This window comes from Paenibacillus sp. FSL R7-0312, assembly GCF_038004445.1.
Taxonomy (GTDB): domain Bacteria; phylum Bacillota; class Bacilli; order Paenibacillales; family Paenibacillaceae; genus Paenibacillus_AQ.
The window spans coordinates 1,816,922-1,832,796 of record NZ_JBBORE010000001.1 but is presented as its reverse complement, the minus strand read 5'-3'; the positions used below and the strand labels follow the sequence as shown (position 1 = coordinate 1,832,796).

13 protein-coding genes are annotated in these 15,875 nt (G+C 54.9%); 1 reads left to right on the top strand and 12 read right to left on the bottom strand.

The window, feature by feature from the left end:
* Window positions 1-339: 339 nt before the first annotated feature.
* The 10 genes from MKX70_RS07955 to MKX70_RS07910 form a co-directional block, all read right to left on the bottom strand.
* Complete coding sequence (locus MKX70_RS07955; RefSeq protein WP_231637739.1) at window positions 340-810, bottom strand: GNAT family N-acetyltransferase; 471 nt, start codon at window positions 808-810, stop codon at window positions 340-342.
* A 44-nt stretch (window positions 811-854) separates the two neighbouring features.
* A complete protein-coding gene (fni, locus tag MKX70_RS07950) occupies window positions 855-1,994 on the bottom strand; it encodes a type 2 isopentenyl-diphosphate Delta-isomerase (protein ID WP_340781801.1) in 1,140 nt (379 codons plus the stop codon).
* A gap of 139 nt (window positions 1,995-2,133) precedes the next feature.
* A complete protein-coding gene (locus MKX70_RS07945; protein ID WP_340839832.1) occupies window positions 2,134-3,609 on the bottom strand; it encodes a phytoene desaturase family protein in 1,476 nt (491 codons plus the stop codon).
* On the bottom strand, window positions 3,606-4,763 hold the full coding sequence (locus tag MKX70_RS07940) for a glycosyltransferase (protein ID WP_340839831.1): 1,158 nt from the start codon (window positions 4,761-4,763) through the stop codon (window positions 3,606-3,608). Before MKX70_RS07940 ends, MKX70_RS07945 begins: the two co-directional genes overlap by 4 nt.
* Window positions 4,760-5,500, bottom strand: a complete 741-nt coding sequence (locus tag MKX70_RS07935; protein WP_340839830.1) for a lysophospholipid acyltransferase family protein — start codon at window positions 5,498-5,500, stop codon at window positions 4,760-4,762. Before MKX70_RS07935 ends, MKX70_RS07940 begins: the two co-directional genes overlap by 4 nt.
* Window positions 5,469-6,254: a carotenoid biosynthesis protein gene (locus tag MKX70_RS07930; RefSeq protein ID WP_042240337.1), complete on the bottom strand. Its 786-nt coding sequence runs from the start codon at window positions 6,252-6,254 to the stop codon at window positions 5,469-5,471. Before MKX70_RS07930 ends, MKX70_RS07935 begins: the two co-directional genes overlap by 32 nt.
* 2 nt (window positions 6,255-6,256) lie before the next feature.
* The gene (locus MKX70_RS07925) at window positions 6,257-7,114 is read right to left on the bottom strand and encodes a phytoene/squalene synthase family protein (protein ID WP_042240338.1); all 858 of its coding nucleotides are present in this window, start codon (window positions 7,112-7,114) and stop codon (window positions 6,257-6,259) included.
* Window positions 7,107-8,627, bottom strand: coding sequence for a phytoene desaturase family protein (locus MKX70_RS07920; RefSeq protein WP_340839829.1), 1,521 nt, complete (start codon window positions 8,625-8,627; stop codon window positions 7,107-7,109). The genes MKX70_RS07925 and MKX70_RS07920 overlap by 8 nt, the downstream gene beginning before the upstream one ends.
* Window positions 8,624-10,180, bottom strand: a complete 1,557-nt coding sequence (locus MKX70_RS07915) for a phytoene desaturase family protein (RefSeq protein WP_340839828.1) — start codon at window positions 10,178-10,180, stop codon at window positions 8,624-8,626. The genes MKX70_RS07920 and MKX70_RS07915 overlap by 4 nt, the downstream gene beginning before the upstream one ends.
* A gap of 208 nt (window positions 10,181-10,388) precedes the next feature.
* Complete coding sequence (locus tag MKX70_RS07910) at window positions 10,389-11,318, bottom strand: MerR family transcriptional regulator (RefSeq protein ID WP_231637740.1); 930 nt, start codon at window positions 11,316-11,318, stop codon at window positions 10,389-10,391.
* A gap of 282 nt (window positions 11,319-11,600) precedes the next feature.
* On the opposite strand from MKX70_RS07910, the gene MKX70_RS07905 reads away from it, so the two are divergent.
* A complete protein-coding gene (locus MKX70_RS07905; RefSeq protein ID WP_445323650.1) occupies window positions 11,601-13,142 on the top strand; it encodes a phospholipase D family protein in 1,542 nt (513 codons plus the stop codon).
* 70 nt (window positions 13,143-13,212) lie between these two features.
* Here MKX70_RS07905 and cls read toward each other — a convergent pair whose 3' ends face one another.
* Both cls and MKX70_RS07895 read right to left on the bottom strand, forming a co-directional pair.
* A complete protein-coding gene (cls, locus tag MKX70_RS07900) occupies window positions 13,213-14,721 on the bottom strand; it encodes a cardiolipin synthase (RefSeq protein ID WP_042240349.1) in 1,509 nt (502 codons plus the stop codon).
* Between the two features lie 204 nt (window positions 14,722-14,925).
* Entirely contained in the window at window positions 14,926-15,621 is a 696-nt protein-coding gene (locus MKX70_RS07895; protein ID WP_042240353.1) for a TorD/DmsD family molecular chaperone, read from the bottom strand.
* Window positions 15,622-15,875 lie beyond the last annotated feature (254 nt).

Genomic DNA, 15,875 nt, shown 5'->3' with positions numbered 1-15,875 from the left:
GAACAAAACCTCCAGCAACAGCGGATGTCAAGGGGATGTGTCTAATCTCCATACAGTGAAGCTTTAGCCCGAATAATTATCCCGTTACTTTCCAGGAACCCGGAGCCTATCCATTCAGTATGAAGAAACGGCTTCGTCGTCCTCTGAAAGAGGCTGCATCCGTTTCTCCAAAATAGAAGGATAATTGATAGCGTGAAGCATAAAAATTCTTATATTTCAAAAAAGCCCCCTCGCGGAGTCTCCATATACGATAATAGCGGACTCTCCATTTCAAAGCAGAATCCGCCTGTCTGCTGTCTGTCTGACTAGACTGAAGAACTGCAGCTAATTGTCCTGCACCTACAGCGTTTTGGACATCGTAATATCCGTAACCAGGAAGCCCATTTTCTTATACAGCTCAAAAGCACGGTCATTCTGGCCAAAGACATGCAGTCCGATCTTGGTCACATTCATCTTGCGGGCTTCTTCATCTAATGCCGCCAGTGACTGCTTACCATACCCTTTGCTCTGGAAAGGTTCGAAAATATAAAAGTCATAGATGAACGCCTCCCGGACTCCCCGGTTCTCGTTCACATTAAACCAGATGTACCCGGCTTGGGTCTCAGTCTCAGTCTCTACTATTGAATAGAGGTAAGCTCCCTCTGTGTAGAGTCCTTTGGGCAGGAAACGTGTCATTTCTTCCTGGGATAATTTCATGGCGGTCTCCGCATCCCAGGCTCCAGCCTTAATTTTGTCCTCTGCGTAATCACGGGTGGATTGTCTTAAGAAAAATTGAAAAGTCGATTCGTCCATTTGGACCAGTTTAATCATTGTTTTTTAGCCCTTCCTTTAATTCCATATTCATCGGCTTGCCCCTAACGCCGGATAAGACGCGGGGTACCGCGCAGGGAAGCAAGATCCGGCGCGCCGATGCCGAACATGACCGTGCGCAGCTCCAGTTCAACCTGTGCCAGCGCCTGGTCCAGCGCCTCCTCGGAGCTGACGGCCGGACCAAGCAGATTCCGCCCGAAGCCGGCCAAGTCGGCCCCAAGCGCCAGCGCCTTGGCGGCATCCACACCGTGCTTCAGCCCGCCGCTGCCGATCAGCGCGCCGTGCGCAGAGACCGCGCGCACTTCGGTAATACATTCCGCCGTGGGAATCCCCCAGTCCGCGAAGGCCTCCGCAGCCGCGCGCCGTACCGGGTCCGTACTGCGGAACTTCTCCACCTGACTCCAGGATGTGCCGCCCGCACCTGCAACGTCGATAAAGGCAGCACCAGCATTATACAGCAGGGCTGCGGTTTCTCCGTCAATGCCCCAGCCTACCTCTTTGACACCTACCGGTATCTCAAGGTTACGGCATAACGCCTCTATCCGCTTCAGCAGGGAAGCGAACCCGGTGTCTCCCTCCGGCTGGAATACCTCCTGCAGCCCGTTCAGATGCAGAACCAGCCAGTCTGCCCCGGCAATCTCTACCGCGCGGCGGCACTCTTCTACACCGAAGCCGTAGGAGAGCTGCACCGCACCGACATTGGCTATAACCGGAATTGTGGGAGCCTTATCGCGCACATGAAAAGAAGCCGCCAGCTCTGCACGCTCTACAGCGGCGCGGACAGAACCCACGCCGAGGGCCCAGCCCCTGCGCTCGGCAGCTTCGGCGAGCCGGGCGTTAATGTGCCCGGTCGCCTCGCTCCCCCCGGTCATGGAGCTGATCAGCAGCGGTGTCCGCAGCTCCCGGCCGAGAAATTCCGTACCGAGCCTGATCTCCTCAAAGTCCAGCTCCGGCAGTGCGTTATGGCGGAACCTGTACTGCTCGAAGCCGGTTGTAATTCCGCTGCCGGCAACGTCTTCATTCAGGCAGAGTCGCACATGTTCAATCTTGCGCTCCCCGGTTCTGGAGTCAGGCAGCAGAGATTTATGTCCCTCAGTGCCTGCTGCCCGCGATGCTGACCCGTACTCTGTGCCCGGCTGCTGCTCCGGACTTCGCGGCACACCGTCCTGCGGCATATGATTCATGCTGTCTTCCTCCGTTCTACCCTGTATTCATATATGTCCGGTAGCGTGAGACGCTACTTATAGGCTTCTTAAGCACAAGTACATTTCATTATAGCACAACACCGCCCGGCAGTTGACACGGGCGGATTCCTTCTGTCTTTTATTGACGGCCGGCAATATACTCACCCACCAGCCTTCCGGACAAGGATACAACCGGCGTCCCTCCTCCGGGATGCGTAGTTCCGCCGACGTACCAGAGCCCCTTAACATCTCTGGAGCGGTTCCCCGGGCGGGAGAAGGTCTGCCGCGCTGAATTGGAGGATATCCCGTAAATGGCCCCCCGGTGGGCGAGAGTATCGTCAGCGATATCCCGGGGGGTATAACGCTGCAGGACATCCGCTTGGGATAACCCTGTAATTCCATGGCCCTCGAGCACGGACAGCACACGTTCCCCGTAAGCAGCGGTTTCTTCATTCCATTCACAGACAGCGCTCAGATACGGCGCATTGGCCAGTATAAAAAGATTGCTGCCGCCCGGCGGCGCCAGCTCAGGCTCGGAATAACCCGAGTGGCATACATAGACCGCAGGCTGCTGCGGAGGACGTTTATGCTCAAAGATATCCTTGAATTCCTGTTCATAATTCTCAGGAAAAAAAACCGTATGGTGCAGCAGGGTATCATATCTGCGCGGCACTCCCGCCAGTGTCACCAGCCCGGACAAGGACGGCTCGTAGGCTTCCATCTTGCGGTCTGTCATGCCCGGACGGTTCTCTTCGGGCAGCAGCATACGGTTGATGCTCAGCACATCACCGCCGGCTATAACAGTCTTGGCCGGATAGAACCCTTGAGCCGTATCCACACCTTCCACAGCGCCGGAAACTACCGAAATCCCCGTAACCTCGGTGCCTGTAATCAGCTGTACGCCAAGTTCCCGGGCAAGTGTAGTTAAGCCTTTGACCAGCTCATAGGTCCCCCCCCTGACACCGTAGACCCCTTCCCTGATCTCCAGATGTCCAAGCATCGCAAATATCGAAGGCGCACGATACGGCGAGGAACCGACATATGTGGCATAGCGTCCCAGCATAGCCAGGGTGTTCGGATGACTGAAATAACGGAGCAGCAGGGCGTGCAGATTTAGAAAAGGCCTGACGCGCAGCAGGTCCCGTACAAGAGACGGCGATAATTTGTCCCGCCAGGACAGCAGCAGCCTGTTCAGGAACTGCTGCCCGCTGAGCTCGTATAGACGCGAGGCTTCGGCCAGAAAGTCTGGATAACGCACAGCATCTTCAGGACTATAAGACGCAATTTGCTCCTGCATAGCCCCGATATTGCGGGAGAAATCAACGATTGAGCCGTCAGTAAATACATTGCGGGTTCGCGGCTCCAGTTCATACAGCTGGACATACTCCTCCATGCGGGTCCCGGCAAGCTCATACAACGAACGGAAGACATGCGGCATCGTAATGGTGCTCGGGCCACGGTCGAACATGTATCCTCCCGCTTCGACACGCTGCAGCTTGCCGCCCGGCTGCTGCTGCCGTTCCAGCACGGTTACTTCCCAGCCTTTGACGGCTAGTGTTACCGCACAGGACAGCCCTCCGAATCCGGCACCTATAATCACAGCCTTCGGTTTCATAAATAACGCCTACCTTTCCATTCGTATCCCCCGCGGGACCGGCTTCCGCGCCAGGATGCCACGGCAATTAAGGACAAGCAGAGTATACCGGCCGGCAAAAGCAAACAGAACCAGACCGGCTGCCTGCCTGCCGCATCACTGGTCCGCTTAATGGCGATACCGGCCAGCACTGCAACAGCCGGCATAACTGCTGATGAAGGCTGCCCGGTCATGCAATAGTATAAGACTGCCGCAACCGGCAGCATATAGAGTGATAAATACATCGTAAGCACAGCCAGCAGAAGCACGGGGTTGCGGCCGATACCGGCAAAGATATTCTTGCGGTAGCCGTTCCACACTTCTCTGGCATTGTGATACATCCGCATTGAAGCATGACCGGTGATATCTGCGAGGGTCACCGGTTCTCCCGCCAGCTTCACCGCACGGGCCAGAGCCATATCATCGACCAGTTCACCACGGATCGATTCATGCCCGCCGCAGCGGGTATAAGTATCCCGGTGGATCAGGATGAAGCCCCCATGTGCCGCAACAAAACGCGGGTCTCTTGAACCGCGGACAAGCGGGACCGGCAGGTGGCAGATGATCGTGAAGACCATCAGGGGAACCACCAGCCGCTCCAGCCATGAGCCGGTAACCTGGCGGGGAAATCCTGTAACCATGCCGCCGCCTTGAGCTTCGGCGGCAGAGAGGGCCGCCTCCAGAGCCAGCGGCTGCAACCGGACATCCGCATCCAGAAACAGCAGCCAGTCACCCTCTGCCGCCTCCGCCAGTTGGGCACAGGCATGGGATTTGCCCAGCCAGCCTTCCGGCAGCTCCCGTCCTTGCAGAACACTTGCCCTGTCTCCAAGGATGGCAGCGGCAATCGCTCCTGTGCCGTCTGTCGAAGAATCATCCAGCACTCTTACTTCCACTTCCCTTCCGCTGGAGCTGCAAGCCAGCACAGAGGAAAGGCAGTCCGCAATATTATCCGCTTCATTCCGTGCGGGGATCAGCACGGACAGGCGCCGTACTGCTGATGCTGCCGGCACCCGATGTAATTCTGAATCCCCTTGGCCCGGCCCACCCCCCAGCTTAGGAAGCTGCGCTGCATTCCACACGGCAAACAGCAGCTGGAGCAGCAGCACAACCGATATGATCTGTAAGACCGTGATCATCGCTTCCTCCTGCCCGGCCTTAGCATGTCAAGCCATTCATTCGTGGATCTTCCTCTCTTCAGAAGCGGCCTGAATTCCTCCGGCATGTGACCTTTATGATTAAGAATCTGATTGCGGTGTGCCTCCAGTTGTTCACCGAGTGCAGCCTCCAGGCTGCGGGCAATGTCTGAGCGGTCCATGTCGGCCCAAGGCAGCAGCTGCGGGGTTCCGGCCAGTAGTGTCGCTTCCGGTTTGGTATGGCGGAACAGGCCATGATATAGCGTTACCGGCACTACCGCAGTCAGCGGACTGAGACGCAGAACAAGCGCTGCCCCCTCTCTCAGAATCAGCGGACGATGCTCCAGTGGCAGGATCTCACCTTCCGGATACATCCAGACGCTCTCTCCCGCCTGCAGCAACCCTGCTGTATAACGCAATGAAGCCCGCAAGTCTCCCGTACCGGCGGAGTTAATGGAATAGGCGCCAAGCTTCCGGAAGAAGGCATATTTGCGCAACTGCTCCTCTTCCATCATGAAGTAGTGCCTGCTTCCGGCCAGTTTCCCTGCCGCATGATAGGCCAGCAGACCATCCCACCAGGAACTGTGATTCATGAGATAGAGAATACCTCTACCTGCGGCTGCTGCAGGCTGCAAATCCCCGCATATTCCGATGGAATGGAAATGCCTGCGCAGCAGATAAAGTGAATTATAGCGGTAGAACAAGCGGTCAAAGCTTCCCGACTTGACGGCTTCCAGCATAACGCAAGCTCCCTTCCGCCAGAGCAATGCCAGCTCCGGCTATCACTGCACAGAACGGCAGACCCTCTGTAAGACTGATAAGACCGAACAGAATCAGAATCGCCTGGTACAGACGGGTACCGCGGCGGGCCGTCAGGCAGGTAACCGGCACAGCCGGCAGCAGCATGGACAAGGCAGCGCCGGCAATCAGCCAGCCCCCGAAATTGCTCCAAGGCACATGATAGAAGCCGCCGCCGCCCTCCCAGTGCCAGAAGTTTCTGGCATGGGCAACGGGATCAAGCACCAGATCCAGAAGCACCGTCCAGAAGCCGACCTGAACGGCCCGCAGCAGCAGCAGGCGCAAGCCTCGCTGCCCGAAATCATAGCTGATAAGTACGGCATTACAGACGACAGCGATCCAGGCGAAGCCCAGCGTAACAGGCACGCCAAACAACAAAGGTCCGAGCACCGTAGAATAGTGATATTCGCCGAACAACCGTCCTGAATGAACGCCGACCCATTCGACAGCCATTCCTCCCATCCAGATCAGGCCTGCAGCACGCCACATGGAAAGGTTACGGCGGCGTTCCACAGCTATGACTGACCAGTCAGACATGAAAGGCAAAGCCTGCCCGGAAGATAATACATGCGCAGCATATGCAGCATATAAGACTAGAAACAAACCATTGGAAAAGCTCAGACTTTCCGGAATCCCCAACCAGATCAGCAGCAGAGCGCCGACTCCATACCAGATCCAAAATAGGGTTCTGATCATGATTACACCACCACGGTTTCAATACCGGTATAGCGCACTACCGTACGCCGGAACAGCTTGAGCTTGGCTTCATCGCTGACAAAAGACCGCTTGTGGAATACGTCATAGCCGTCAGCCTCTACCGCATCAAGAATGGCGGCATAGAAGGCGGCAGCGAGTTCAATTGCCATACCGCTCTCCCAAGGATACGTATGCACATTCTCCAGGCCCTTTTCAAACCAGTGCAGTGCCTCCGCTCTGAGCTCCTGAAGCACAGCGATAAATGGCTCATTAACCTCTCCGGCTTCCAGCTCCTGCTGGCTGTAACCATGCCTCTCCATAACCTCAAGCGGCAGATATCTCCGGTCTCTCTGCAGGTCCTCGCCTACATCACGGATGATATTCACCAGTTGCATGCCAATGCCCAGAGATATCCCTGCGTCACGTGCCGCTTCATTCTGATCATCCCGCAGAACAGGCAGCAGCATTTCCCCTACGGTCCCCGCTACAAGATAGCAGTAACTCTTCAGCTGCTCCATCGTTTCGTACCGGGTGAAGGAGAGATCTCTGACCTGGCCCTCCATCTGCAGGTGAAAGGGCTCGTGCTGAAGCTGCGGGAAGCAGCTGAACAGCCAGCGCAGCGCCGGCCAGATGAAATGTCCGTCCGCTTCCTCCAGATCCCTGAAATGCGCCCTCAGTTCATCAATACTGTACGGCGAGCTGTCGGGCTCATCCACACTGTCATCAATAATCCGGCAGAAGGCATAAATAACATGCACAGCTTCACGTCTGGGACTTGGCAGATAATTAAAAGCCTTATAAAAGGAAGTAGACCCTTTCTTCATCAGTTCTTCACATTGCTGCAATATCCTTTCATTCATGACCGCTCATCTCCTTTATCAGCTCTTGAACTGCCAGCTTGGCTCCCTGCATCACAATCGGCACACCGCCGCCGGGATGGACGGATGCTCCTGCGGCATACAGGCCCTGGAGCGGATAAGGCTTCGGCTGGGGCCGGAATACACCGGATTGGCTTAACATCGGGGCAATACCGAAGCTTCCGCCTCCGTACATCCCTTCCTTACGGGCATCCGCCGGCGTTCTTAGCCTGCGCCAGACTATACTGGCGGTAAGCCCCGGGAATCCGCGCTTCTCGGCATCCCAGAGCACCTTGACGGCCAGTGCTTCGGCAATATCATTCCAATCTTTATCCGGTGCTGCCGGAACAGGGACAAGGAAATACAGCATACTTTCTCCGGGAGGAGCCGCACTGTCATCCAGCACTACCGGGTTGAACACATAATAAGAGGAATCCGCTGGGATCCGTCCGCGGTCAAACACCTCATGGAGACTGCTATCCAGACTATCCGGCAAGAAGAACTGGTGAACCTGAGACTGCGGCCAGCGCTTGGATACAGCTGCATAGATGAGCAGGCAGCCTGAGGAAGGTGTGAAGCTGCCGTGCCGGATCGGTTTATCAGTAGCGCCGCTTGTCTTATTTGTAGTTCCGGCTAGATTCTTGTCCCGCTTGAACAATCCGGATGGAAGCAGCTTCTCAATATGCGGGAAGTCACCGTTGTACAGCACGGCATCATAGGTTATCTGCCTGCCTTGAACGACGACCCCGCAGCATCTTCCGCCTTCTACCCTCAGGGAATCAACCTCTGTACTGGTATGAATCTGTACTCCGCGGCCCTCCAGCTCCCGGGCAATGATCTGCGGCAGGGTGCCATATCCCCCCTTCAGCATCCAGATGCCGAAGGCATGCTCCGCGTAGGGAAGCATCGTATAGATTCCCGGTGTGCGGAAGGGGGCTCCGCCGATATACAGGCTCTGCAGGGAGAAGGCATCCCTTAGCTCCTCATTCCTGAAATATTGCCCGACAGCAGAGCGCAGACTTCGGTACGCCCGCAGACGGACCATCAGCGACACATTGGCCGGGCTGAAAAATTCGCGCCCGTTCTTATAGCCTCTCTCCAGAAACGAAGCCCTGCCCTTTGGATACAAGTGTGACATATCTTCCATAAACCGCAGGAAGCCCTTCCCTTCTCCGGGATAAAGCCGGTCAATCTCCTCTGCCTGCTCTGCGGCCCCCGCGAATTTGGTCAGCACGCGCCCGCTCCTGAAGTGAACCCGGTAAAGCGGATCACAGCGCAGCAGCTCCAGACTTCCGCGCGGCAGCCCGCCTTCCTCCAGAATATCCAGAAGCATCTCCGGCAGCAGCACAATGGTAGGCCCGCGGTCAATCCGGTAGCCGTCCTGTTCTTCAAAGGCAACGCGCCCGCCCACCTGCTCTGCGCGCTCGTACATTACAACCTCATGCCCCTGCTGGGTAAGCAGCAGTGCTGCGGTCAGCCCGCCGATCCCGCTGCCCACAACGGCTACGCGGCTCATAGCGGAACCCCTGCGCCCGCACCGGGAGCGCCGGCTGGCACGGTGATGCTGCCCCGCTGGGCCTGGTCATGCTCCCGCAGCAGCCGCGCACTGATCTTGGCCGACTCGAAGATCGTCGGCAAGCCGCTGCCCGGATGGGTTCCGCCTCCGACCAGCCAGATGCCCCGCACCTCCTCGAAGGTGTTGTGCGGCCGCAAATGCATCATCTGCCCCAGATTATGGGCCAGATTAAAGGTTGCGCCATTGTATACATTCAGCTTGTTCTGCCAGTCCAGCGGAGAGAAGAATAAGCTCTCTTCCACCCGCCCGGTTATTCCCGCAAGCTGGGTAATCTGCTCCAGGCGCTCCATCATCCGGGCCTGGATCCCGGCACTCTCCTGCTGCCAGTTGATCTCTGCACTCAGATTAGGCACCGGCATCAGCACATAGAGTGAAGACTTGCCCGGAGGCGCCAGCGTCTTATCGATAACCGAAGGATTATGGACGTATATGGAGGGGTCTTCGGATAATACCCCAAGCTTAGTGATTTCTTCGACATTACGCCGGTAATCGGCGGAGAAATGAACCGAATGATGACCCAGCTCCACCTCTCCATCGACACCCAGATAGAGCATGGCTGTTGAACAGGAGTATCTTTTCCGGGCAACCTTGCGGGGGGTGTATTTCTTCAGAATGCCGGGCTCGAACAGCTGCGTCATCGCAGAGCCGAAGTCGGCCCCGATCACAACGTAATCCGCCTCCACCCGCTCCCCGTTCTCCAGCAGCAATCCTGCCGCATGCCCGTTCTTGACCACTATGCGCTTCACTCCGCTGGAGGTGTGCACATGCCCGCCATATTCCTGAATCACCTCAGACATCGACTGAAGGACACGGTTAATTCCGCCTATCGGATGGTACAAGCCGTAACGGTGCTCCATATAGGACAGGATTGTGAACGTACCGGGACATTCCCAGGGCGACATCCCCAAATATTTGGCCTGAAAGGTAAACGAGAACCGCAGACGTTCATCATCAAAATACCGGGACAGCCGGTTGTATACGTTATCTGCGGCGTTCAGCTTAGGCAACGCGTGCAGTACATCTCTTTTCAAATAGTCACCCAGGGATTGAAACGGACGCTGCAGCAGGGGAATAACTCTCTCCAGCTTGTCGCCCTCATCGGCCATAAACTGGCGGTAGCCGCTCCCGTTGCCGGGAAACAGCCGCTCAATCTCTCCGGCAGTCTGCTCCTGATCCGTAGAAGGCGTAAATATGGTGTCTCCGAAATGCAGTGAATATAGCGGATCAAGCGGCTTCAAGGACACATAATCATGCACGGAACGTCCTGCCAGGGCGAACAGCTCCTCCAGCAGATGCGGCATCATCAAAAAGGTAGCCCCCCTGTCAAAACGGTAGCTGCCCAGCTTGAGCTCTCCCGATCTTCCGCCAACTGTATCCTGCTTCTCATAGAGATCCACTGCGTAGCCTTCGGCGGCCAGCAGCATAGCTGCAGCCAGTCCGCCCGGTCCAGCGCCTATTATTGCAACTTTCGCGGTACGTTTGGGTCCAGTCAAGCGCCTTCCTCCTTATACCTGTCTGTCTTGAGACAGATAACTCTTTTCAAACATTATACAAAAACTATACAATCATGATACAAATATCATACATACTTTGCGGCGTCATGTAAATATCTGCAATCCGACTTCCAATAATTAGAGTGCGCAGCCTGTAAAAGCAAAAAAAACCGGCCGGCTCCCAAAGGGGACCGATCGGTTCTAATAGCTATATTCTATGCTTCATTCGGGCAAACTCCCGGTCAAACCAGGCTTGCCACTGCTCAGGGGGCTCATCCATCTTATAGGTCGCCCTGGTGGCCTCTGGACCGGCCGTTCCATATCCTTTGCCGCCGACAATAAATTGCAGCTCCGGGTGCATGCTGCCGAGCCGTCCAAGCAAATCTTCACAGTACGGCACAAGCTCTTCATCCGTAACGGACAAGCAGACCACCCCGATCCGGCCTTGCTTCTCCAGCATATCCATAACACCTTCCTCCGGCGTATTGGCCCCCAGATAAATGACCTCAACCCCGTTCTTACGCAGGAAAAGCGAGAACAGCAGCAGCCCTATCTGATGATGTTCTCCCGCGGGACAAAAGGCGAGCACCTTCGGCAAATGCGCATAAACGGGGAATACATGAAAGAACTGGGACAGCCGGTTAGAGATCATATGCGTCATATAATGCTCCTGGGCTACCGTTGCCGTTCCTTCTTCCCAGGCGTCGCCAACCTTGACCAGCACCGGCACAAGCACCTGATATACCATAGTCTCATAGCCGTACAGTGAGAACCCGAAATCAATTAATGCATCCGCCCGCTCGCCCTGGATTTCATGCAAGGCTGTATAGATCTGCTGCTTCATTTTGTCAATAGCATCTCTGGGATCGCCGCCCGCCGCGTTCAAACGTTCATCCAGATGTTTCTGCTTACGCATCTTCAGCATCCGCACGGCATGGGAAATACTGATGCCCTGCTTGTCCGTCTGTTCCTTCAACCAGCGAAGGTCCGCGATATTCTCCTGGCTGTACAGCCTGTAGCCCGATTCGGTACGTTCCGGAACAACAGCCTGGTACCTGTTCTCCCATGCCCGCAGAGTGACAGAAGGAATATCGAGCATTTCGACGACCTGTTTGATGGAATACACGATGTATCTCACGCTCTTTTCCTATTTACACTGAATACTTCTGAAGATTCAAACCTTATACAAATTATTTACACTCATTATACATTTGCTTCTGCTGTATGTCATTAGAACTTGTATAACCCTGCTTTACAGGAACGATACGGTATAAATCCGGCGACTTTAGCAAAAATAAATCTTTCAGATGATTTTGCAGTCAACTGCTTCACTTCTCCTCAGCGGGCGTTAATAGGTAGTTACAATGCCGGCGCCAAGACCTACGGACTCTGGCTCCGCAGCACCCAGGAGGATCATCCCATGAATCAAGGCAGCCGCTCCATTACGCCCGAACAGTCGCAGCTAATTATAGCTTCCGGTGCGATTACGTCACCCCGCAAGCGCAAACCGCAGTTTATGCTGCGCCGCTCCAAGATACTGATTGCCTTCATCCTTCTTTTGGTATGGCTTGCCGGGGTAATGATCTACCAGACCCATAAACCGCTGCCCCCCGGGATTTCCGCGGAGAGTCCTGCGTATAAGGTGGAGAATGTGGCCTTCTGGCACGACTTGACCTATCAGGACAGCAACGGGGCCGAAGCAAGGGAAGAACAGATTCTCCCGAGAATTCTGCAGATTATTGGAGAAGCCAGAGAATTCCTCGTAATCGACCTGTTCCTGTTCAATGACTATACCCACACCGACCAGCAGTTCCCTGCAGTCAGCCAGGAGCTTACTGATAAGCTTATCGCCCAGAAAGCGGCCTATCCCGGGATGGAGATCGCCTTCATTACCGATGAGGTGAATACGAATTACAGCTCTGCGCCCAATCATCTGCTGGAAGAGATGAAAGCCGCCGGAATCAAGGTTATTATGACGGATGTGGATACGCTGCGTGACTCGACCCCGGCCTACTCCGCTGTATGGCGGACCTTCATTCAGTGGTTCGGACAATCCGGCAAGGGCTGGATTCCGAATCTTATGGCCAGCGGAGGACCCGATATTACCGCGCGTTCGTATCTGAAGCTACTCAATGTCAAAGCCAATCACCGTAAAGTGGTGCTCAGTGAGAACACCGCGCTGATCTCTTCGGGGAATGTGCATGACGCCAGCGCCTATCACTCTAACATTGCCTTGGAGGTGCAGGGTCCCATTCTGGCTGACATTCTGCAGAGTGAGCAGGCTGCCGCGAACCTCTCGGGAGCGGGCCCTTTGCTGAGCAGGACACCGGACTTCAAACAGCAAGCCCTCCCCGCCGGGGAGCCGCAGCTCGAAGTCCGCTATTTGACCGAAGGCAAGGTGTACAAGTACGCTCTGGATGATATCCAAGCAGCAGGGCAGGGGGATGTCATCTGGATGGGTATGTTCTATCTGGCGGACGACGGAATTATTGATGCCCTGCTGGCAGCTGATGCACGCGGCGCAGAAGTAAGGCTGCTGCTGGATCCCAATCAGAATGCCTTCGGACGGGACAAAATCGGTATCCCGAACCGCCCGGTTGCGATGGAGCTGAACCGGAAGTCTAAAGGGAATATCGCAATCCGCTGGTACAATACGGGCAAGGAGCAGTATCACAGCAAGCTGTTGTTCATCGCCAAGGCGACCGGCAACTCCATCGTTCTGGGCGGATCAACGAATTTCACGGCCCGTAATCTGGATGACTATAATCTGGAGAATAACCTTTGGGTATCCGTGCCGCAGGGGCAGCCGCTCTATGCTGAAATGGAGAGCTACTTCAACCGTTTGTGGAATAACGACGGAGCCGAGTACAGCCTGCCGCTGGAGGAATATCAGAGTGAGATTACGTGGATTAAGTATCTCCTCTACCGGATGCAGACCCGCCTCGGGCTCACTACCTTCTGATGATGCCAGACAAAAGACCGCCGGAGAGAGCAGCAGCTCCCTCCGGCGGTCTTTTTAGCTATTCTCCTGGCTACAGCAGCGGAGACATCAGGCGGGCTGCCGATTCCAGCAGCCGCTCCACCAGCCTTTTATCCATGAAGGTCTCATGGACAATCTGCCGTGTGGACAGCAGGTCACGCTCGAAGTCTGCGACAATGCGCGAGACACTCTCGGTCTGCAGCAGCAGCGCATTCACCTCGAAGTTCAAGTGGAAGCTGCGCATATCCATGTTGGCTGTGCCGATGGTAGCAATCTCCCCATCCGCAATCAGCAGCTTCGAGTGGATGAAGCCCTTCTCATATTCATAGATCTTCACCCCGGATTCCAGCAGTGCCGGGAAGTAGGAATGCGAAGCCAGGAATGGAATCCACTTATCCGGCTTGGCCGGGAACAGCAGACGGACATCCAGGCCCGACATCGCCGCCACACGCAGCGCGGTCAGAATATCCTCATCGGGGATGAAGTAGGGGCTGGCGATCCAGACCGACTTTTCGGCCGAGGCAATCATGGAGAAGAAGATATTCTTGAGTGCACGCCGTTCATTATCCGGTCCGCTGGCAATAATCTGGACCGCTCCGTCGCCAGTCGTGAAGCGCAGCTGCGGAGAGAGATAATCCTGCTCCAATATTTTCTCACCGGTGGTGTGCATCCAGTCCTGCAGGAAGATAATCTGCATTGTCCGCACCGCTTCACCTCTCAGCAGCATATGCGTATCCCGCCAAAAGCCGTAAGTCTTGCTGCGGCTCAAATATTCATCGCCAACATTAAGTCCGCCCATGAATCCGACATCGCCATCGATGACGACAATTTTGCGGTGATTCCGGTAGTTCACCCGGCTGGAGAAAAAGGAGGTCGAGTTGCCATAGGCAGCTACCTGAACGCCGGCGTCACTGAGCTCCTTAAGGAAGGCCTTGGATAGCTGAATGCTTCCGACAGCATCATACATAAACCGGACAGCTACGCCCGCCCGGGCTTTCTCGATCAGAATCTGCTGTATGCGTGTCCCAATATGATCCGCCCGGAAAATATAGTATTCCATATGGATATGGTGCTGGGCCTGACGCAGCTCGAGCAGCAGGGTCCCGAAGGTTTCTTCACCGTTGGTCAGGATACGCGTCTCCGAACTGAAGGAAATCGGCGTACGCCCCAGTCTCTGCGACAATCCCAGCAGCTTCTGGCGTCCTGGACTGAACACCGACCAATCCTGGTGCATTCGCAGCGCGTCATTCTCAATCCGTTCATAGGCCATCAGGTCGCGCTGGGCCTTCTTATCATATTTGCGCCGTTTGAACACATTCTGTCCGAACAGAAAATAGAAAACAAGTCCAAGCACCGGAATTAAGGCCAGCAGCAGAATCCAGGACATTGTGGTAGAAGGGTTACGGTTCTCCATGAAGATACCCAGCCCGATAGAGATAACCGTCAATGTGGAAAAAATACTGATGATCGTTCCGGCCGTACTTCCAAAAATACCAAACCCAAAGTAATAAAAAGCCAGCATAGCCCCTATGATGACTAAAGCCTGCAGTCCTCTTCTCATACGCAACCTACCTTCTCGTTCTACCATTCATCACTAAACTGACACATTTATATATTACATGAAGACACCGTTTCTTCCTACTGGAATCCTATACGAAACTTGAATTGCAACAATACTGTAACCTCTTGGCAGGAAGCTGAACCTGTAGCAACAACAAATAAGGCGCCCTTCCACTTCGGAAGGACGCCTTAATTATTCAGCTGTTTAGACCATTTCCGCCGCGCTGCTCTCCAGCGAAGCCTTCCAGGCGCGCAGCATATGCAGATCCTGCGGCAGGAATTCCTCCAGCATGTGGCTGAGTCCAAGATATAGCGGGCTGTCAGTCGCTGCGTTCAGCCGTTCACAGAACTGCGGTGTCCATTTCAGCAGATGATCTTCAAGGAAGTTCTCCTGGATCTCCAGAAGCTCCATTGCACTGCGGATGGAGAAGCTGTTGTACAGCATCCGTTCATGCAGGACTGCCATGAATTCCAGTTCAATGGCGATATGGTCGTCAGCTTCCCCGCTGCATTTCTTGAACACAATTCCTGCCGAAGCATATACATCGGAAAGTACGTTACAGAATTCTTCTTCACGGCCTAACTGGGCAGCTTCCCGGGCCACAAGGGTACTGGCAGCACGCTCATTCATCAGCCGCTTATATTCGAGCTTCTCTTGCTCACAGATGGCCGGCAGCATTGCTGGCTCCTGGCTGCACAGGTAACGCTTCAGTTCACGTCCGCCTTCGGTCATCTCTGCAGCGATGCTCATCTCACGGTTGCGGCTCCACTGGGCGACCAGTGAGAGCGATGGTTTTCTTCCGTAGAAATCAACCAGAAGCTGATATATTAATCCCCGACTCTCCAGCCAGCGGCTAAAAACCTCCGGCACGACAAGTGATGGAACTGTAGGTATAGTCATTTTGCAAATCCTCCCTATTGGTTTGCCGGACGCCGGGGCTTCCTGGAGGTCGCCGCCTGAACCTTCCGGTATCATAGCTGTGTTCTTCGCAAAAGTGAAAGGTTATAAAGTTTGAATCTTCCGCACCTAAATTATATCGAAATTGTTAAGCGCTTTCGGTGAGCATTCTATGACCATTCCTTGAAATTGTCGTACTTTTGTCAAAATTAGGCTGCGCCTTTCCTCTTCCGTCACATATTATTTAGGTTGTCCGT

Excerpts from the sequence above, each read along its gene's own strand:
- MKX70_RS07935 (WP_340839830.1), bottom strand. The coding sequence starts at position 5,500 with ATGCTGGAAGCCGTCAAGTCGGGAAGCTTTGACCGCTTGTTCTACCGC.
- cls (WP_042240349.1), bottom strand. The coding sequence starts at position 14,721 with ATGAGAAGAGGACTGCAGGCTTTAGTCATCATAGGGGCTATGCTGGCT.
- MKX70_RS07895 (WP_042240353.1), bottom strand. The coding sequence starts at position 15,621 with ATGACTATACCTACAGTTCCATCACTTGTCGTGCCGGAGGTTTTTAGC.
- MKX70_RS07955 (WP_231637739.1), bottom strand. The coding sequence starts at position 810 with ATGATTAAACTGGTCCAAATGGACGAATCGACTTTTCAATTTTTCTTA.
- MKX70_RS07940 (WP_340839831.1), bottom strand. The coding sequence starts at position 4,763 with ATGATCACGGTCTTACAGATCATATCGGTTGTGCTGCTGCTCCAGCTG.
- fni (WP_340781801.1), bottom strand. The coding sequence starts at position 1,994 with ATGAATCATATGCCGCAGGACGGTGTGCCGCGAAGTCCGGAGCAGCAG.
- MKX70_RS07920 (WP_340839829.1), bottom strand. The coding sequence starts at position 8,627 with ATGAGCCGCGTAGCCGTTGTGGGCAGCGGGATCGGCGGGCTGACCGCA.
- MKX70_RS07930 (WP_042240337.1), bottom strand. The coding sequence starts at position 6,254 with ATGATCAGAACCCTATTTTGGATCTGGTATGGAGTCGGCGCTCTGCTG.
- MKX70_RS07905 (WP_445323650.1), top strand. The coding sequence starts at position 11,601 with ATGAATCAAGGCAGCCGCTCCATTACGCCCGAACAGTCGCAGCTAATT.
- MKX70_RS07925 (WP_042240338.1), bottom strand. The coding sequence starts at position 7,114 with ATGAATGAAAGGATATTGCAGCAATGTGAAGAACTGATGAAGAAAGGG.
- MKX70_RS07945 (WP_340839832.1), bottom strand. The coding sequence starts at position 3,609 with ATGAAACCGAAGGCTGTGATTATAGGTGCCGGATTCGGAGGGCTGTCC.